General features: G+C 62.0%; 10 protein-coding genes. 4 read left to right on the top strand and 6 right to left on the bottom strand.

The genetic code is table 11. From position 1 onward, the window contains the following. Positions 1-84: 84 nt before the first annotated feature. Positions 85-939 carry a LysR substrate-binding domain-containing protein gene (locus FHX14_RS15190; protein WP_184377675.1) on the top strand — a complete coding sequence of 285 codons (855 nt, stop codon included), beginning with the start codon at positions 85-87 and terminating at the stop codon, positions 937-939. Positions 940-988: 49 nt separating this feature from the next. Here FHX14_RS15190 and FHX14_RS15185 read toward each other — a convergent pair whose 3' ends face one another. Continuing rightward, positions 989-2,041, bottom strand: coding sequence for a low specificity L-threonine aldolase (locus FHX14_RS15185; protein WP_184377674.1), 1,053 nt, complete (start codon positions 2,039-2,041; stop codon positions 989-991). A gap of 536 nt (positions 2,042-2,577) precedes the next feature. On the opposite strand from FHX14_RS15185, the gene gltB reads away from it, so the two are divergent. Continuing rightward, positions 2,578-7,302, top strand: coding sequence for a glutamate synthase large subunit (gene gltB, locus FHX14_RS15180; RefSeq protein ID WP_184377673.1), 4,725 nt, complete (start codon positions 2,578-2,580; stop codon positions 7,300-7,302). A gap of 227 nt (positions 7,303-7,529) precedes the next feature. Beyond that, positions 7,530-8,984 (top strand): glutamate synthase subunit beta, encoded by a 1,455-nt coding sequence (locus FHX14_RS15175; RefSeq protein ID WP_184377672.1) that lies wholly within the window; start codon positions 7,530-7,532, stop codon positions 8,982-8,984. A 187-nt stretch (positions 8,985-9,171) separates the two neighbouring features. Here FHX14_RS15175 and FHX14_RS15170 read toward each other — a convergent pair whose 3' ends face one another. Further along, a complete protein-coding gene (locus tag FHX14_RS15170) occupies positions 9,172-10,407 on the bottom strand; it encodes a DUF459 domain-containing protein (protein WP_174293581.1) in 1,236 nt (411 codons plus the stop codon). Between the two features lie 62 nt (positions 10,408-10,469). Continuing rightward, a complete protein-coding gene (locus tag FHX14_RS15165; protein ID WP_003585804.1) occupies positions 10,470-11,693 on the bottom strand; it encodes a lytic murein transglycosylase in 1,224 nt (407 codons plus the stop codon). 204 nt (positions 11,694-11,897) lie between these two features. On the opposite strand from FHX14_RS15165, the gene galU reads away from it, so the two are divergent. Continuing rightward, positions 11,898-12,785: a UTP--glucose-1-phosphate uridylyltransferase GalU gene (galU, locus tag FHX14_RS15160; protein WP_003585803.1), complete on the top strand. Its 888-nt coding sequence runs from the start codon at positions 11,898-11,900 to the stop codon at positions 12,783-12,785. A 129-nt stretch (positions 12,786-12,914) separates the two neighbouring features. On the opposite strand, the gene FHX14_RS15155 is transcribed toward galU, so the two are convergent. Genes FHX14_RS15155 through FHX14_RS15145 form a run of 3 tightly spaced genes read right to left on the bottom strand, consistent with a single transcriptional unit; the run spans position 12,915 to position 19,050 of the window. After that, on the bottom strand, positions 12,915-14,141 hold the full coding sequence (locus FHX14_RS15155; protein ID WP_184377671.1) for an aromatic ring-hydroxylating dioxygenase subunit alpha: 1,227 nt from the start codon (positions 14,139-14,141) through the stop codon (positions 12,915-12,917). Between the two features lie 8 nt (positions 14,142-14,149). Beyond that, entirely contained in the window at positions 14,150-16,603 is a 2,454-nt protein-coding gene (locus FHX14_RS15150) for an FAD-dependent oxidoreductase (RefSeq protein WP_184377670.1), read from the bottom strand. Beyond that, entirely contained in the window at positions 16,600-19,050 is a 2,451-nt protein-coding gene (locus tag FHX14_RS15145; protein WP_184377669.1) for an FAD-dependent oxidoreductase, read from the bottom strand. The genes FHX14_RS15150 and FHX14_RS15145 overlap by 4 nt, the downstream gene beginning before the upstream one ends. Positions 19,051-19,068 lie beyond the last annotated feature (18 nt).

Below are 19,068 nucleotides of genomic sequence, written 5' to 3'. Positions count from 1 at the left end.
TCTCGCGGCGTGACAGATAGTCATTGTTTTGTCGATCATTATGATCCACGATGCAAGAAATAACAGTTATCAAGAATCTGGATCATGCTGGACCTTTCGCAACTGCGCAGTTTCGTCGCCGTCGAACAGATGGGCAGCTTTACGCTGGCGGCGGAAAGGCTCGGCCTTGGCCAGTCGACGGTCAGCCAGCACATCCAGCGGCTGGAGGCGGCACTCGGCCGCAAACTCCTGGCACGTGACACGCATAAGGTCATTTTAACAGGCGATGGCGAGGCGCTGCTGTCGCATGCACGCAGCATGCTTTCGATCGAAGGGCAGGTGCAGTCGCTGTTTCGGGTCAACAGCCTGCGCGGCAGCCTGCGGCTCGGCGTGTCGGAGGATTTCGTCACCAGCCAGCTGCCGGCGGTGCTGGAGGATTTCGTTCGTTCGCACCCCTCCGTCGATCTGGAGCTGACGGTGGCGCTATCCGGCGTGCTCTACGAGATGCAGGACAATGGCGAGATCGATCTGGTGCTTGCCAAGCGCCGGCTCGGCGATGCCCGTGGAAAACTCGTCTATCGCGAGCCGCTCGTCTGGCTGGCGCGCGATCCCGAACGTGTGCTCGCCGCCGGCCCTTTGCCGCTGATCGCCTTTCCGCCGCCGAGCGTCACACGGGCGATTGCGCTGGAAGCGCTGGCGCGAAACGGCGTGGCGTGGCGGATCGTCTGCACCTGTGGGAGCCTCAGCGGGTTGACGGCGGCGGCGCGGGCCGGGATGGGCGTGCTGGTGCAGCCGCGCAGCATGGCGCCTTCGGGGCTGAAAGAGATCGCCGCGGCAAAACTTCCGCTGCTGGAAGACGTGGAATTCGTGCTGGTGCCGCGCAAAGGGGCGGATCAGGCGCTGGTCGCTGCCCTTTCGGACGATATTCTGCAGAAAGTGAGACGGCTGAGGTCGGCGTGAGCCACGGCCTTCGCCGAAAGGCCTGCGGCAGGCAGGCCTCGGCAGGCGGTCAGGCGGCCAGGCACTTCAGGAAACCATCCACATCCGCTTCCGTCGTCGCGAAGCTGGTGACGAGGCGGATCAGGGTTTCGTTCTCGGAAACCAGTTCGGGCGTTGCCGCCGGCACTGGCCACTCGTAGAATTTTGCGCCCTTTTCCTCAGCGGTTCTTGCCGCATGTTTGCTGACGACGGCAAAGACTTCGTTGGAAGCGGTCGGCCAGGCAAGGCGGGCGGCGTTGCTGGCGCCGATACCGGCGCGCAGCCGGCTGGCCATGCCGTTCGAATGACGGGCGAGATCGAGCCAGAGGCCGTTTTCGAAATAGGCATCGAACTGGGCGGCGATGAAACGCGACTTGGAAAAGAGCTGGGCCGCGCGCTTGCGGATGAAGGGCATTTCCCGGGCGCGATCCGCATCGAAGAAGACGATCGCTTCCGCGCACCAGCAGCCGTTCTTGGTGCCGCCGAAGGACAGCATGTCGACGCCGCGCTTCCAGGTCATTTCGGCCGGGGTGGCGCCGAGGGCAATCAGCGCGTTGGCAAAGCGGGCGCCGTCCATGTGGAGCGGCAGGTTGCGTTTCCTCGCTATGGCGGCGATCTCGCCGATCTCGGGAAGGGAATAGACGGTGCCGATCTCGGTTGCCTGGGTGATGGTCACGGCGCTGGCGCGTCCTTGACGGAGGGCGTCTTCCGGAAAGTGTGCGATTTTTGCGGAAAGCTTGGCCGGATCGATCTTGCCGGCTTCGCCGTCGACGGCGGCGAGGCGGGCGGAGCCGGAGAAAAATTCGGGCGCCCCGCATTCGTCCTCGATCACATGCGCCTCCGAATGGCAGAAGGTGATGCCGCCGGGGCGCTGGACGCTTGCCAGCGACAGGGAGTTGGCGGCGGTGCCGGTAGCGACGAAGAATACCGAAACCTCGCGCTCGAAGACCTCGGAGAAACGGGCCTCGACCTTCTTGTCGAGATCGCCGGCGCCATAAGCGGCGGCAAAACCGGCCGATTCCGCCAGCAGGCGTTCGGCAATGGATCTATGGGCGCCGGCCCAGTTATCGGAAGCAAAGAACATGAGGGGAACCGTTGCAAAGGAAGGGCTTGGCGGGGCCGGGGCGGAGATTACGCCAAAGCTTCACAGGATCAAGGCTGTTGCCCGTGACACATCACAGAAATTGTACTACGCAATCAATAAACAAAATGACTGCCTCTGGCGTAATTTTATTTCGCAGCGGCGACCGATCCGGTAATCTTCCGTCGCAAATTGACGTTTTTTGAGGGCGCGCTCTTGCGGACCCGAATGCTTTCTGGCATAGAACAGATGAATTAGGACAGTGTTGCTGTCCTATTTTGGCCGGAACGGCCGAAGAGGCGCCGAAAGCCCTGGAACGAACGGGCTTTCACGCTATAGTTCTTCCGAGCGTCAAGCCCCATGGGCGGCGCGCGGAGGCGAATGGCAGGCGCGGAACGCGACGGTTTGCTTTCCTTTATAAGCAGATGTCTGCGGCCGATCTTCACCATGCAACAGCGCTGTCATGCGCCGGACCTATTTTGGTTGCGGCACAGGACGAAAAGCCGCCCGCGGCTCCGCGGGCTTCGACAGGAGGAAAGATGATGACGAAGACGCCATCCATGGAATTTGACCGGTTCGCTGCTGCCAATGTGCGCGCCACGGCCAATATGTCCAAATCCGCCTCCGGCCTGCCGAAGAAACAAGGCCTTTACGACCCGCGCAACGAACATGATGCCTGCGGCGTCGGTTTTGTCGCCCATATGAAGGGCCAGAAGTCGCACCAGATCGTCAAGGACGGCTTATTCATCCTCGAAAACCTGACGCATCGCGGCGCCGTCGGCGCCGATCCGCTGATGGGCGACGGCGCCGGCATCCTGGTGCAGATCCCCGACCGGTTCTTCCGCGAGGAAATGGCCGCGCAGGGCATCACCCTGCCGCCGGCCGGCGAATATGGCGTCGGCCACATCTTCATGCCGCGCGATGAAAAGCAGATCGAGCACTTCAAGAAGGTGATCAAGGATGTCGTCACCGAGGAGGGTCAGGTCCTCATCGGCTTTCGCGACGTGCCGGTCGACAATTCCTCGCTCTCCAAGGCGCCGGCGATTGCCGCCACCGAGCCGCATCACGTGCAGGTCTTCATCGGCGCCGGCGAGGATGCCGAAAACAACGACGAGTTCGAGCGTCGGCTGTTCACGCTGCGCAAGGTGATCTCCAACCGCATCTATGACGAGTTCGACGGCGAAGAGAGCAATTTCTATCCGGTGTCGCTGTCGTCGGCGACGGTGGTCTACAAGGGCATGTTCCTGGCCTATCAGGTCGGCGCCTATTACAAGGACCTGACGGATCCGCGTTTCGAAAGCGCGGTCGCCCTGGTGCATCAGCGCTTCTCGACCAACACCTTCCCGTCGTGGAAGCTTGCGCATCCCTACCGCATGGTCGCCCATAACGGCGAAATCAACACGCTGCGCGGCAACGTCAACTGGATGGCGGCGCGCCAGGCCTCGGTCTCCTCGCCGCTGTTCGGCGAGGATATCTCCAAGCTCTGGCCGATCTCGTATGAAGGACAGTCCGACACGGCCTGTTTCGACAATGCGCTCGAATTCCTCGTGCGCGGCGGTTATTCGATGGCGCATGCGGTGATGATGCTGATCCCGGAGGCCTGGGCCGGCAACCAGTCGATGGCTGCAGAACGCAAGGCTTTCTACGAATACCACGCCGCCCTGATGGAGCCCTGGGACGGGCCGGCTGCCGTTGCCTTCACCGACGGAAAGCAGATCGGCGCGACGCTCGACCGCAACGGCCTGCGGCCGGCGCGCTACCTCGTCACCGATGACGATCGCGTCATCATGGCGTCCGAAGCCGGGGTCTTGCCGGTTCCGGAAGAGAGGATCATCCAGAAGTGGCGCCTGCAGCCGGGCAAGATGCTGCTGATCGATATGGAAGAGGGCCGCATCATCTCCGACGACGAGGTGAAGTCGAAGCTTGCGACGGCGCATCCCTATCGCAGCTGGCTCGGCCGCACCCAGCTGATCCTCGAAGAACTGAAGCCGGTGGAGCCCAGAGCGCTGCGCCGCGACGTGTCGCTGCTCGACCGTCAGCAGGCCTTCGGCTACACGCTCGAAGATACCCGCATCCTGATGTCGCCGATGGCGACGACGGGCCAGGAGGCGATCGGATCGATGGGCACGGACACGCCGATCTCGGCGATGTCGGAAAAGCCGAAGCTGCTCTACACCTATTTCAAGCAGAACTTCGCGCAGGTGACGAACCCGCCAATCGACCCGATCCGCGAGGAACTGGTGATGAGCCTCGTCTCCTTCATCGGCCCGCGGCCGAATATTCTCGACCATGAAGGCATGGCGAACGCCAAGCGCCTCGAAGTGCGTCAGCCGATCCTGACCAATGGCGATCTCGAAAAGATCCGCTCGATCGGCCATACGGAAGACCGCTTCGACACCAAGACGCTCGATTTCACCTATGATATCGAGCGGGGTGCTGCCGGCATGCCTGAGATGCTCGACCGGCTCTGCGAGCGCGCGGAAGCCGCCGTCAAGGGCGGCTACAACATCATCGTGCTCTCCGACCGCCAGATCGGGCCGGATCGGATCGCCATTCCGGCCCTGCTTGCCACAGCCGCCGTGCACCATCACCTGATCCGCAAGGGGCTTCGCACCTCGGTCGGTCTCGTCGTCGAGACCGGCGAACCGCGCGAGGTCCATCATTTCTGCCTGCTCGCTGGCTACGGCGCCGAGGCGATCAACCCCTATCTTGCCTTCGACACGCTGCTCGACATGCATGCCAAGGGGGAATTCCCGAAGGAAGTCGATGCTTCCGAAGTCGTCTACCGCTACATCAAGGCGGTCGGCAAAGGCATCCTCAAGGTTATGTCGAAGATGGGCATCTCGACCTATCAGTCCTATTGCGGTGCACAGATCTTCGACGCGATCGGCCTGTCGTCGGAACTGATCGACAAGTATTTCTTCGGCACCGCGACGATGATCGAAGGCATCGGTCTCGAGGCGATCGCCGCCGAGACCGTCGACCGCCATAACGCGGCCTTCGGCACGGATCCGCTGCTGGCCACGACGCTCGAGATCGGCGGGGAGTATGCTTACCGCATGCGCGGCGAAAGCCATGCCTGGACGCCCGATGCGGTCGCCGCCCTTCAGCATGCCGTGCGCGGCAATGCCGAGGACCGCTACCGCGAATTCGCCGAGATGGTGAACGCTTCGGCGCTGCGCATGAACACGATCCGCGGTCTCTTCAATATCAAGAGCGCCGAGGCGCTCGGCCGCAAGCCGGTTTCGATCGACGAGGTCGAGCCGGCGGCCGATATCGTCAGGCGTTTCTCGACGGGTGCGATGTCCTTCGGCTCGATCTCCCGCGAAGCGCACACGACGCTGGCGATCGCCATGAACCGGATCGGCGGCAAGTCGAACACCGGCGAGGGCGGCGAGGAATCCGACCGCTATATGCCGCTCTCCGACGGTTCGATGAACCCGGAACGTTCGGCGATCAAGCAGATCGCGTCGGGCCGCTTCGGCGTCACCACCGAATATCTCGTCAACGCCGATGTGCTGCAGATCAAGGTGGCGCAGGGCGCCAAGCCCGGCGAAGGCGGCCAGCTGCCGGGTCACAAGGTTGACGCGACGGTTGCCAAAACCCGCCACTCGACGCCGGGCGTCGGCCTGATTTCGCCGCCGCCGCACCACGACATCTATTCGATCGAGGATCTGGCGCAGCTGATCTACGATCTGAAGAACGTCAACCCGACCTCTGACGTTTCGGTCAAGCTGGTCTCCGAAGTCGGCGTCGGCACGGTCGCTGCCGGCGTCGCCAAGGCGCGCGCCGATCATATCACCGTCTCCGGCTTCGATGGCGGCACGGGTGCGTCGCCGCTGACGTCGCTCAAACATGCCGGCAGTCCCTGGGAGATCGGCCTTGCCGAGACCCAGCAGACGCTGGTGCTGAACGGCTTGCGCTCGCGCGTCGCGCTGCAGGTGGATGGCGGCCTGAAGACCGGCCGCGACGTCATCATCGGGGCGCTGCTCGGCGCCGACGAGTTCGGCTTCGCCACCGCGCCGCTGATTGCGGCCGGCTGCATCATGATGCGCAAGTGCCATCTCAACACCTGTCCTGTGGGGGTAGCGACCCAGGATCCGGTGCTGCGCAAGCGCTTCAAGGGTACGCCTGAGCACGTCATCAACTACTTCTTCTTCGTCGCCAACGAAGTGCGCGAAATCCTTGCTTCGCTCGGTTTCACCCGGCTCGACGAGATCATCGGCGCCTCGGAGCTTCTGGAGAAGGACGAGATGCTGGCGCACTGGAAGGCCAATGGTCTCGACTTCAGCCGCATCTTCCACAAGGTCGACGCCGCCAAGGAAGAGACCTTCTGGACGAGCCGGCAGCAGCACCCGATCGACGATATTCTCGACCGCGCGCTGATTGCGCAGGCTGAGCCGGCGCTGACCGACAAGACGCCCGTCGCCTTCGAGGTCGGCATCAAGAACGTCGACCGTTCGGCCGGTGCGATGCTGTCCGGCGAGGTCGCCAAGCGTTACCGCCATCGCGGGCTGAAGGAAGACACGATCAATGTGACGCTGCGCGGCACGGCGGGTCAGAGCTTTGGCGCCTTCCTGGCGCGCGGCATCACCTTCAACCTGATCGGCGACGGCAACGACTATGTCGGCAAGGGGCTTTCGGGCGGCAAGATCATCATCCGGCCGCCGGAGAATTCGCGGATCGTCGCCGAGAACTCGATCATCGTCGGCAACACCGTGCTTTACGGTGCGACCGAAGGCGAATGCTACTTCCGCGGCGTGGCGGGCGAACGGTTTGCCGTGCGCAATTCAGGTGCGATTGCGATCGTCGAGGGCGTCGGCGACCATGGCTGCGAATACATGACCGGTGGTGTCGTCGTGGTGCTCGGCGCCACGGGCCGCAACTTCGCGGCCGGCATGTCCGGCGGTGTCGCCTACGTGCTCGATGAGACCGGCGATTTCGCCAGCCGCTGCAACATGGCGATGGTCGAACTCGAGCCGGTGCCCGAGGAGGACGACATGCTGGAGAAGCTGCATCATCATGGCGGCGATCTCATGCACAAGGGACGTGTCGACGTCTCGGGTGACATGACCCGCCATGACGAGGAGCGCCTCTACCAGCTGATCTCCAACCATCTGCACTATACGGGCTCCACCCGCGCCAAGCAGATCCTCGACAGCTGGGCCGACTACCGCCCGAAGTTCCGCAAGGTCATGCCTGTGGAATACCGTCGTGCGCTCGAGGAAATGGAGCGCAGCCGGATGGGCATCGCCGCGGAATGATATCCACCAGGACAGCCGTCATCCGCCGACCTGATGCGGCGGATGACGGAAATATCCCGATGACCCCGTGACGATCATGCCGGCGGCCGAAAGCCGTCCAGATCGTGCGGATGTTTCAGAGGACATGTTCCAATGACGGTCAAGAGAAGCAACTTGCCCCGGTTACCGGGACTGACGATAGACAGATTGGCTGCGGTGAGGCGGTCATGAGGGTAAGGGACGAAGATATGGGTAAGGTAACAGGGTTTCTGGAAATCGACCGGCAAGTGGCGAAGTACCAGCCGGCGTCGGATCGTATCCGTCATTTCCGTGAGTTCACGATCCCGATGTCGGACCCGGAAGTGCAGAAACAGGCTGCGCGCTGCATGGACTGTGGCATCCCCTATTGTCACGGCCCGACGGGCTGCCCTGTGCACAACCAGATCCCCGACTGGAACGACCTCGTCTACAACAACAACTGGGAAGCGGCGGTCCAGAACCTGCATTCGACCAACAACTTCCCGGAGTTCACCGGCCGCGTCTGCCCGGCGCCCTGCGAGGAAGCCTGTACTTTAAATCTCGAAGATGCGCCTGTTGCCATCAAGACGGTCGAACAGGCGATCGCCGACAAGGCCTATGAGCTCGGCTTCATCCGGCCGCAGCCGGCCACGGTTCATACCGGCAAGAAGGTTGCGGTGATCGGCTCGGGTCCCGCCGGCATGGCGGCTGCCCAGCAGCTCGGCCGCGCCGGCCACGAGGTGCATGTCTATGAGCGCGAGACCAAGCCGGGCGGCCTGCTGCGCTATGGCATTCCCGACTTCAAGATGGAGAAGAACTTCATCGACCGCCGTGTCGAGCAGATGAAGGGCGAGGGCGTCACCTTCCATTGCGGCGCCAATGTCGGCGTCGACGTCAAGGTCGAGCAGCTGCTCGCCGATCACGATGCCGTCCTCTATTGCGGCGGTTCCGAGACGCCGCGCGAAGCGGGCATTCCGGGCACGGACCTTGCCGGCGTGCATGATGCCATGCCCTATCTGGTGCAGCAGAACCGCCGCGTCGGGCGCGAGAACATCGACAGCGTCGGCTGGCCGTCGGACCCGATCCTTGCCGGCGCCAAACATATCGTCGTCGTCGGCGGCGGTGACACGGCTTCGGACTGCGTCGGCACGGCGTTTCGCCAGGGCGCCGTCAAGGTCACCCAGCTCGACATCCGGCCGCAGCCGCCGGAGAAGGAAGACAAGCTCGCCGTCTGGCCCTTCTGGGCAACGAAGATGCGCACCTCCTCCTCGCAGGCTGAGGGCGCCGTGCGCGAATTCCAGGTGGCGACACTCGAATTCGTTGGCGAAGACGGCGTGTTGACTGGGGTCAAGTGCTGCGAGGTCGACGAGCGCCGGCGGCCGGTTCCAGGCACGGAATTCGTCATCCGCGCCGATCTCGCCTTCATCGCCATCGGTTTCCGCGGCCCGTTCACGACAAGCGTGCTGAAGGAACTCGAGGGAAAGCTGACGCTCAACACCGACAAGCGCGGCTCGACCAATGTCGTCGCCAATGACCGCGACTACAAGACCTCGGTCGACAAGTTCTGGACGGCGGGCGACGTGCGCCGCGGCCAGTCGCTGGTGGTCTGGGCAATCCGCGAAGGCCGCCAGGCGGCGCGCGCCATCGACGAGGCATTGATGGGCTCAACCGTTCTGCCGAACTGACCGCAGGCAGCATAGAGATCCCGAGACAAAAACTCCGCCCTTCCGGCGGAGTTTTTTTGTTTGGGAAACGTTCTCGGTGCGACCGCTTGACGCGCCGGTATCCGCCGCAAACCTCAAGCAATGCCGGGAAGCGGGCCGCAAGCGGCGACGTAAACGGAACGAAGCGGAAGGCTGCCGCGCCGACTTTTCATTTCACCGAGACTTCGGCCGGCGTCTTCGCCGTAGGCAAGCGGTAATCGTCGACGCGGCCGGGCGGCGCGGGCGTCATTTCGCCCTGCTCGACCAGGAGGTCGCGGGGCGACCTCGTCAAAGTCATTGGCGGGGGCCTGGCGCCAAGAAGCTCGGCGCCGCCGTCGAGATTGGGATCGGAGAGGCTGATCGGCACGGTGTGTTCGACCGGATTGGTGGGAAGGCCGAGGCCCGGCAGATTGCTTTCGTCCAGGCGGACCAAATCCGGGCTTGCCTGGGTGCCGAGAATGCGGCGGGCGGGCTTTTCAACATAGAAGGCGAGCTTGCGCCGGCCGGCCTGCGTGAGGTTGATGCCATCGGAGGTGCGCAGGCGCACCTGCTGGCCGTTCACATCCGAGCCGGTCACGATGAAGTTGCTGTTTTCATCGACGAAACCATCCCAGATATCGACGAATTCGCCGCCGATGCTTTCGACCTGGTTGCGGTAAAGCTGGTTCATCTGGACGGCATCGGCCGTCATCTGATCGGATTCGAAGGCGGGAAGACCGACCCAGAGCAGCGGGATCTTGCGGTCGGTAACTTCTTTGCCGAAGGAAAGGACGCGGCGGCGGTATTCGCTAAACCAGCCGTCGGTGCGGAACTTCTCCTTGGCGGTATCTGTCACCATCTGCTGGCGGTCGTTGGCGCCGATCATGACGACGACCATGGCCGGCTTCAGCTCGTCGATCATCTTCGGCAGCTGTTCCGGCCAGTCGTAATAGTCGTCGCGGACAAGACCGGATGAGACGTTGCCGCGGGCTTCGACGACGACCCCCGGCGAAGTCTCGAAGGCCGCAGTCAGGCCGTCGCCGAGGCCGCTGGCCAGGAAATCGCCGACGATCAGGATCTTCTTGGCGTCGCCGAGCTTTTGCACGACCGGCTCCTCCTGCACGGGCGCGCGGATCGGCGGCGCGGTGCGGGTGTTGACGATGGCTTTCTGCTGCGGCGGGCGCTTGCGCTGCTGGCGCCGCGGCTGCGGGACGTCAGGCGCCTGCGGCCCATCGTCGAGGTAGCGCCGGCCGAGGAAGAAATCCAGGATCGAACGGCGCTGGTAGCGCTGCTCCTGGGCTTCCGCCATATGCACCGGCGCAAGCGCGCCAAGGCATAGCGAAATCGCCGCCAGGGCGAGCACGAGCCAACGGATTGGGGTCCGGTCAGTTTTCTTCGTCATGGGCAGTTCCGCATCTGCCGGCATCTTGCACGCAAGCCAGGCCAGCGTCCACACCCGCTCTTATCTAGGTCACGATTCCGCCGCTTCTAGCGACGAAGGGCGTTCAGAAGCGGCAATGAGGGCTCGCCGTCCGGCTGCATGCCGATGCGAGACTGCACCGCCGATATCGCCGCTTTCGAACCCGAGCCGAAATTGCCGTCGACCTCGCCATTGTAGTAACCGAGCGTCTTCAGACGGGTCTGCAGCTCGAACTTCTCGGTGATATCGAGGGCGCCGTCCGGGCGCGGCCAGCGCTGCTGCATGCCACCGTAGCCGGCGATCTGGTCAGCAAGCAGGCCGACGGCAAGCGCATAGCTGTCCGACGCATTGTAGTTCTTGATGGTGAAGAAGTTGGCGGTCATCAGGAAGCCCGGGCCACTCGGCCCGGCCGGCATTTTCAGCACCGCCTTGGCACCGCTCTCGCGGAAGGCCTTGCCGTTCGGGCGGGTCAGGCCGAGGGCTGCCCATTGGGCGAGCGTATGGGTCTTGCCGATCTGTTTGGCGGCTGCGGCGGGAACGACAACCTCGTAGCCCCAGGTCTTGCCGGTGTCCCAGCCGTTCTTCATCAGCAGATTGGCCGAGGTTGCCAGCGCATCGGGCACCGAGTTCCAGATGTCGCGATGGCCGTTGCCGTCGGCATCGACGGCATACAGCAGGTAGCTTGTCGGAATGAACTGGGTGTGGCCCATGGCGCCGGCCCAGGAGCCGGTCATCTCGCGTGCCGGCACGTCGCCGTTCTGCAGGATTTTCAGCGCGGCGATCAGCTGCTTCTTGGCGAATTTGGCGCGGCTCGGATCGGCATAACCAAGCGTTGCGAGCGCCCGCGGCACGTAATGCAGCCGGTCGTCCTTATCGAGAATGGCGCCGTAATTCGATTCCATCGACCAGATGGCGAGCAGAATGGTCTTGTCGACGCCGAATCGCTGTTCGATCGCGGCCAGCGTCCTGGCATGCTTGACGGCCATCTCGCGGCCGATCTTGACCGTATAGGGATTGACGCGGGAATCGACATAGTCCCAGATTTTCGAAGTGAATTCCGGCTGGTAGGCCGCCTTTTCGAGCACGGTCGGATCGGGCTCGCTCACCCCAGAAAAGGCCTTTTGATAGGTTGCCTTACTGATGCCACTCTGAGCGGCTGTTTGGTAAAAATCCGCGATCCATTTCTGGAACCGGGAATCGGCTTTCGCGTTGTCGGGGACCAGCCCCACTTGGGCGGCGACAATGAAGGCGAGAGCAAGACCACGAAGGGAGTATTTGTGATTCTGGGTCATCGACAGTCGTATCCGTCATCTTCAGTTTCTGGCGCAACGGGGCTTCATGTCCGCCCAGACCCGAGACTACAGGAACGGAGTCAACAAATTCTTTACCATGGCGATCCGCTGCGGTCACCATTTGCAAAACAGTAGCAATTCTATACTAGTTAAAGCTAAAAAGCTCCATTTCCAAAGCGATATGATCGAAGCAGGAGGCCGGGTGTGGCTCAACACAACAAAGTTCGTAAAGCAGTATTTCCGGTTGCCGGATTGGGAACGCGATTCCTGCCAGCAACCAAGGCTGTTCCGAAGGAAATGTTGACCGTCGTCGACAAGCCAATCATTCAATATGTCGTCGATGAGGCGATCGAAGCCGGGATCGAACATCTGGTCTTCGTCACCGGGCGCAACAAGCACGTCATCGAAGATTATTTCGACATCCATTTCGAGCTGGAACAGACGCTGCGCGAGCGTGCCAAGAAGGCCGAGATCACCCTTCTCGCCCAGCAATTGCCGAAGGCAGGTACGGTGAGCTTCACCCGCCAGCAGGAGCCGCTCGGCCTCGGCCACGCGGTGTGGTGCGCCCGCGAGATTGTCGGCGACGAGCCCTTCGCGCTGCTGCTGCCCGATATGATCATGAAGGGCGACAAGGGCTGCATGAAGGGCATGATCGACCTTTACGGCCAGAGCGGTGGCAATATCATCGCCGTCGAAGAATGTGCGCCCGACCAGGCCCATAAATACGGCATCGTCGGTGTCGGCGAAGCGATCGGCGAGGGCTTCCGAATCACCGGCATGGTGGAAAAGCCCGCCAAGGGAACGGCGCCGTCCAACTTCTTCATCAACGGCCGCTACATCCTGCAGCCGGAGATTTTCCGGATCCTCGAAACCCAGGAACGCGGCGCCGGCAACGAGATCCAGCTCACCGACGGCATGCTGAAGCTGCTGAAGGAACAGGATTTCGCCGGGTATCACTTCCGCGGCACGACCTATGACTGCGGCGCCAAGGACGGCTTCATTCTTGCCAATGTCGCCTACGCCCTCGAACGCGCCGATATCCGCCCGACCGTCGAAGGCGGCTTCAAGGAATTGCTTGCCGGTCTGAGGTAAGTTTTCCGCACAGCATGGAACTGTTAGATCGCCGCGCGTCCCACCGGATGCGCGGCGCTTTGTTGTCTTTATGCATGTCGTTGTGCCGGAACCGCTGCCCACTTCCTGATGACATGCATCAGAACTCGGTCAGCTCGGCCGACTGATCTCGTCCAGATACCAGTTGATATAGCGCAGCTCGTTCTGCTCCATCGGCGCGATCGGTCCCGGCAAAAAATAGTGCGAGGCAACGCCGCGCGACGTGTGCTCGATAATGGCCTTGTCCTCGTCAGTCGTCACCGTCCAGAGCCACACGAGCTTGGCGAGATCATAGTCTCTGCCCTCCTCGGCTTCACCGTCGACGAGCCAGATCAGTTCCATCTCGCAAGCTCTCGGGCCCTTCGGAATGAAGCGATAGATCATACCGTAGTCAGGATAGCAGACGAGAAATGAGGTGCCGCCGAGATGGACGGAGGTGACGCCGCCATCAAATTCCGTAAATCGGCCCATCAGCATGCCGAGCGGCGAGCCGTCTTGGCTGCCGGTCTTCACACCATCATAAAGCGCATAGCGGAACGCGTGGATGGCTTCTCTGTTTTTCGCAGATGTCTGCCAGTGATCGCCGGAACCGACCTCGATGCCGAGGGCGCGTGTGCGTTCCTCCATCGAGGCGTTCAGCGCCTCAATCATGTGCGCCGGCTGCTCCAGCGCGTGAGTCTGCGAATATTCGGGGTGCGCCGGGCCGCAATGGTAGCATTCCACATAGTTTTCCACCGCCAGCTTCCAGTTGGCGTCGACCGGGTAGGTCTGCCGATGCGCCACCTTAGCCTGCCCCCAGCCATATTGGCCGCAGGTCGCATGGAGCAGATTCTCGACCTCGGAGAAATCGAGCGGGTGGTCTGCGAAGGAAATGAAGATCAGGCCTTCGACCACACGGACATGCAGCGTCTTCAGCCCATAATCCTCCCGCTTGAAATCCTTTGGCATCAGTCTTGCCGCCTTCAGGCTTCCGTCATTGCCATAGGTCCAGGCATGGTAGGGACAGACGAAGACACGGGCATTGCCCTTATCCCGGGTACAGACCTCGGCGCCGCGATGGCGGCAGACATTGAGCAGCGCATGAATTGTTCCATCGGCATGGCGCGTGAGGATCACCTGTTCCGAGGCCATCCGAAACACTTCGAAGTCATTCGGCTTTGGAACAACGCTCTCATGCGCGAGGCAATGCCAATGGCGGCGGAACACGCGCTCCAGATCACGCTCATAAATGTCCGGATCCATGTAGAATGGCCGGGCAAGACCGTGGCCCGGCTTATGAGCGGCAATGAGTTGATCGATGCCGTCGGCCGACGGCGCAGCAGTTGCAAATACCGACATGTCCGTTGTCACATCCGAACCCTCGCGGCATTCGGGTCATACATCGGCGCAAGTGACGTCTCGGCTCTCACCCTCGTTCCCGCAATCTCGATTTCGTAAAATGAGCCAAGCACTTCCGCCGCGCTCTCACCCTCACAGGGCACGTAACCCAGCCCGATCGCACCGCCGAGGAAGTGGCCGTAGTTGCCGGAGGTTATGGTGCCGACGATCTCTCCGTCGCGGACGATCACCTCGTTGTGAAAGAGCAACGGTTCAGGATCTGTGAGCTTGAATTGCACCAGCCGGCGATCAACGCCCGTTTCCTGCTTGTGCAAGACGGCATCGCGGCCGATGAACTCCCCTTTGCCCGTTTTGACGGCGAAGCCGAGGCCTGCTTCCAGCACATGATCCTCATCGGTAATGTCATGGCCAAAATGGCGGAACCCCTTTTCGATGCGGCAGCTATCGAGCGTGTGGATGCCGCAAAGCTTTAGGCCAATGTCTCGGCCAGCCAGTTCCAGCGCCTCAAAAACGTGGGCGGCCTGATCGGTGGAGACATACAGCTCCCAACCGAGCTCGCCGACATAGGTGACGCGGTGAGCGCGAGCCAATCCCATGCCGATCTCGATTTCCCGCGCAGTGCCGAAGGGATGGGCGTCGTTGGAGAAATCGTCAGGGCTGATCCTTTGCATCAGCTGGCGCGACTTCGGACCCATCACGCAGAGCACGCTTTCGGCGACCGTCATATCGGTAACCACGACATTTTCATCGGCCACGTGCCGACGCAACCAGGCAAGATCACGCTGCAGCGTCGCGCCTGGAACAATGAGCAGAAAGGCGGTTTCGGTCAGCCGGGTTGCTGTAAGGTCACTTTCGATGCCGCCACGATGGTTCAGCATCTGCGTATAGACGATACGGCCGGCGGGCACGTCTATCTGGTTGGCGCATAGCCGTTGCAGGAAGCGACAGGCGTCTCGCCCTTCGACTCGGATTTTCCCAAAGGAGGTCATGTCGAAGAGACCGACGCCGGTCCTGATTGCCAGATGTTCCTCGCGCTGGTTTTCAAACCAGTTCTGTCGCCGCCAGCTATACTGGTATTCCCGCTCTTGCCCTTCCCTGGCAAACCAGTTGGCGCGCTCCCAGCCAGCCACTTCGCCGAACACGGCGCCACGCGCCGCAAGGTGCTCATGGATCGGCGAGCGGCGTATACCGCGCGCGGTCGCCATCTGCCGATAGGGGAAATGGTCCGCGTAAAGCAGGCCGAGCGTCTCCGTGACCCTGTCCTTCAGGTAGAGCCGGTTTCTCTGAAAGGGCTGGGCGCGGCGGATGTCTACATCCCAGAGATCGAAGGGCGGTTCGCCGTCGTTCATCCATTGGGCAAGCGCCATGCCGGCGCCGCCAGAAGATACGATGCCGATCGAATTGTATCCGGCCGCCACCCAATACCCGTTCAGTTCCGGCGCCTCGCCTAGATAATAGCGATCGTCGGGCGTAAAGCTCTCCGGTCCATTGAAGAAGGTGTGAATGCCGGCGGTTTCCAGCATCGGCATCCGGTTGATCGCCATTTCGAGGATGGGCTGGAAGTGGTCGAAATCTTCGGGCAACTGGTCAAAGCAGAAGTCCTCGCGGATCGCCTCGCCCGCCGGCGGCCAGGGCTTGGCAACCGGCTCGAAGGCACCAATGAGCATCTTGCCGGCATCTTCCTTGTAATAGGCACACTCGTCCGGCACACGCAGCACAGGCAGAGATTTCAGCCCCCCAACCGGCTCGGTGACGATGTAGAAATGCTCGCAGGCATGCAGCGGCAAGGTGACGCCGGATTGCCGAGCGAGATCTCTGCCCCACATGCCGGCGGCGTTGACGACATTTTCCGTCTCGATCGTGAAACGCTCGCCGGCCTGTTCGCAGACGACGCCGACGACTCGCCCATCCCTGGCAAGCACCTCGATGACCTTTACGCCTTCGATGATGGTCGCACCGTGCTGCCGAGCTCCCTTGGCGAGCGCCATGGCGATGTTTGCCGGGTCGCATTGTCCGTCGAGCGGCAGGTGAACCGCTGCCTTGATGTCGCCGATGTTGAGATGCGGGTAAAGCGCCTTCGCCTCTTGCGGCGAAATCTCGCGAACGTCGATTTTGAACGCCCGGGCCAACGAGGCCTGACGGTAGATCTCTTCCTTACGCTCTTCGGTCAGGGCAACGGTGATCGAGCCATTTTGGCGCATGCCGGTGCCGATGCCGGTTTCGGCCTCCAGCCTGACGTAGAGATCGGCGGAATATTTGGCGAGGCGCGTCATGTTTTGCGAGGCGCGGAGCTGACCGATGAGGCCAGCCGCGTGCCACGTGGTGCCTGAGGTGAGCTGTTTGCGTTCGAGCAGTACGACATCGGTCCAGCCAAGCTTCGCCAGATGGTAGGCGATGGAACAGCCTGAGACCCCGCCGCCGATGATCACCGCACGTGCCTTTTGGGGGATGGGTTTCGTCATGCTCGCAGCCTCTCGTTCTCGGGATCCCACAACGGCCGGTCGGGCTGGACGACGGCCTTGAACCGGTCGCCGAAGATTTCAACCTCCAGCTCCGTGCCCGGCACCGCCAGATCCGACCGCAGCATGCCGAGCGCCACGGACTTGCCGACGCGGTAGCCCCAGTCGCCCGACGTTGTCTCTCCGACCAATTGACCGTCGCGCCAGAGCGTCGACATATAGGGGGCGTCACATTCGCCGGCATCGACGGCCAATGTGACGAAGCGCTTCGTCACACCTTGCTGCTTCTCGCGCTCGAGCGCCGCCTTGCCCTTGAAATCGGGTTTTGCCCAATCGACGAAACGCTCCAGCCCGCCCTGCAGCATGGTGTAATCGGTGGAAAGGTCGCCCTTCCAGGCGCGGTAACCCTTCTCGATACGCAGGCTGTCGAGTGCTTCCATGCCGAATGGCTTCAGGCCATGCTTTCCGCCTGCAGCCCAGACCGCGTCGAAGACCGCGGCGGTGTCGTCCACCTTCGTGTGAAGCTCCCAGCCAAGCTCGCCGACGAAGGAAACGCGCACTAGCTGCAGTGGGCGGCCTGCTATCTGGCAGGACTGGTGCGTCAGCCACGGCTTGGAAAGATCGGCATCGGTGACGTCTGCGAGGATGGCACGCGATTGCGGCCCTGACAGTATCTGGCAGGCCAGATTATCCGTCACATCGTCGAGCGTGAAACTCGCGTCGTTCGGCAGATGCTTCTGCAACCATGCGAAATCGTGCCATTGCGCTGTCGCCGCGGTGGTCAGGAAGAAAAGATTCTCTTCCAGCGCCATCACCGACATTTCGGTGACGATACGGCCTTTGTCGTCGGCAAAATAGGCAAGTCCGATGCGGCCGGGTTTCGGGACCTTGCCGGTGATCAGGCCGAGCAGCCAGTCCCGCGCGCCCTCACCCTGCAGGCGGTAGCGGGAAAAGCCCGGCAGATCGAGAATGCCCGCAGCATCACGCACCACCAGGCATTCCTCCTCGATCCGTTTCTGCCACGGCCCCGCCCGATTCCAGGTCTGCGTTGATTGTTCCGACGTGTCATCGCCTGATTTGGCGTACCAGTTGGCGCGCTCCCAGCCATTATAGGGCTTGAATTGCGCACCAAGTGCTGCGATCCGATCATGGATCGGCGAGAGTTTCCTGTTGCGACCAGCAGGCCAGGCGTGTTTCGGGAAATGCATCGCATATTCGTGGCCGTAAACTTCCATGCCCTTGGCGATGCAGTAGTCTTGGTCGGAAGCAAAACGCGTAAAGCGACGTGGGTCGCAGGACCACATGTCCCATTCGGTCTGCCCTTCGGTCAGCCATTCGGCCAGCACCTTGCCGGCACCGCCCGCCTGGCAGATACCGAAAGTGAAGACGCAGGCCTCAAATGCATTCGGCACGCCCGGCATCGGCCCGATCAGCGGATTGCCATCCGGTGAATAGGGGATAGGCCCATTGATCATGCGCGACAGACCGGCAGTGCCGAGGATCGGCACGCGCTCGACTGCGTCATTGAGATACCATTCCAGCCGCTCGAGATCGTCGGGGAAAAGCTGGAAGGAGAAATCCTCCGGCATCGGATCGTCGGGCGTCAGCCAATGCGCCTTGCAATTGCGCTCATAGGGACCGAGGTTCATTCCGGTCTTTTCCTGCCGCAGATAGTAGGAACTATCGACGTCTCGCAGCAGTGGCAGCTTGTGGCCTGCCTCCTTCGACCAGGCGGCGAGCTCAGGAATTTCTTCGAACAGCATGTACTGATGGCTCATCACCATCATCGGCACCTCGCGGCCGAACCATTTGCCGACTTCGCGGGCGTAATAGCCGGCGGCATTGACGACATATTCGCAGCGGATATCGCCCTCCGGAGTGGAAACGATCCATTCGTTGTTTTTCCTGCGCGCACCGGTTGCGGGACAGAAGCGGAAGATCCGCGCCCCAAGGTCGCGCGCGCCCTTTGCCAAGGCCTGGGTCAGCTGCGCCGGATCGATGTCGCCGTCATGCGGATCGTGGAGCGCGCCGATGAGGTCATGGGTCTCGACAAAGGGATATTTCGATTTGATCTGATCGGGCGACAGGATGTCGAGGTCCATGCCCTGGTGGCGTCCCATGCCGACCACACGCTTGAATTCCTGCAGCCGCTCGTTCGAGTGGCCGAGCCGGATCGAGCCGGTCACGTGGTAGTTCATCGGATAGTCGACCCGAGCGCCCAGCTCGCGATAGAGCGAGGCCGAATAGCGCTGCATGTTCATGATCGACCAGGAAGAAGAAAACGTCGGCACATTGCCGGCCGCATGCCAAGTCGATCCGGCAGTCAGTTCGTTTTTTTCCAGAAGCACCGCGTCGGTCCAGCCCGCCATGGCCAGATGATAGAGGGCGGATACGCCGACAGCTCCTCCGCCGATGATCACAACGCGCGCTTGAGATGGCAAATTCGACATGGCTGCTCCTCGTTCGAA

Origin of the sequence: Rhizobium sp. BK619 (assembly GCF_014195245.1) — a bacterium.
Lineage (GTDB): Bacteria > Pseudomonadota > Alphaproteobacteria > Rhizobiales > Rhizobiaceae > Rhizobium > Rhizobium acidisoli.
This window is presented reverse-complemented; position numbering and strand designations above follow the sequence as displayed.

Excerpts from the sequence above, each read along its gene's own strand:
- FHX14_RS15190 (WP_184377675.1), top strand. The coding sequence starts at position 85 with ATGCTGGACCTTTCGCAACTGCGCAGTTTCGTCGCCGTCGAACAGATG.
- FHX14_RS15185 (WP_184377674.1), bottom strand. The coding sequence starts at position 2,041 with ATGTTCTTTGCTTCCGATAACTGGGCCGGCGCCCATAGATCCATTGCC.
- gltB (WP_184377673.1), top strand. The coding sequence starts at position 2,578 with ATGATGACGAAGACGCCATCCATGGAATTTGACCGGTTCGCTGCTGCC.
- FHX14_RS15175 (WP_184377672.1), top strand. The coding sequence starts at position 7,530 with ATGGGTAAGGTAACAGGGTTTCTGGAAATCGACCGGCAAGTGGCGAAG.
- FHX14_RS15170 (WP_174293581.1), bottom strand. The coding sequence starts at position 10,407 with ATGCCGGCAGATGCGGAACTGCCCATGACGAAGAAAACTGACCGGACC.
- FHX14_RS15165 (WP_003585804.1), bottom strand. The coding sequence starts at position 11,693 with ATGACCCAGAATCACAAATACTCCCTTCGTGGTCTTGCTCTCGCCTTC.
- FHX14_RS15155 (WP_184377671.1), bottom strand. The coding sequence starts at position 14,141 with ATGTCGGTATTTGCAACTGCTGCGCCGTCGGCCGACGGCATCGATCAA.
- FHX14_RS15150 (WP_184377670.1), bottom strand. The coding sequence starts at position 16,603 with ATGACGAAACCCATCCCCCAAAAGGCACGTGCGGTGATCATCGGCGGC.
- FHX14_RS15145 (WP_184377669.1), bottom strand. The coding sequence starts at position 19,050 with ATGTCGAATTTGCCATCTCAAGCGCGCGTTGTGATCATCGGCGGAGGA.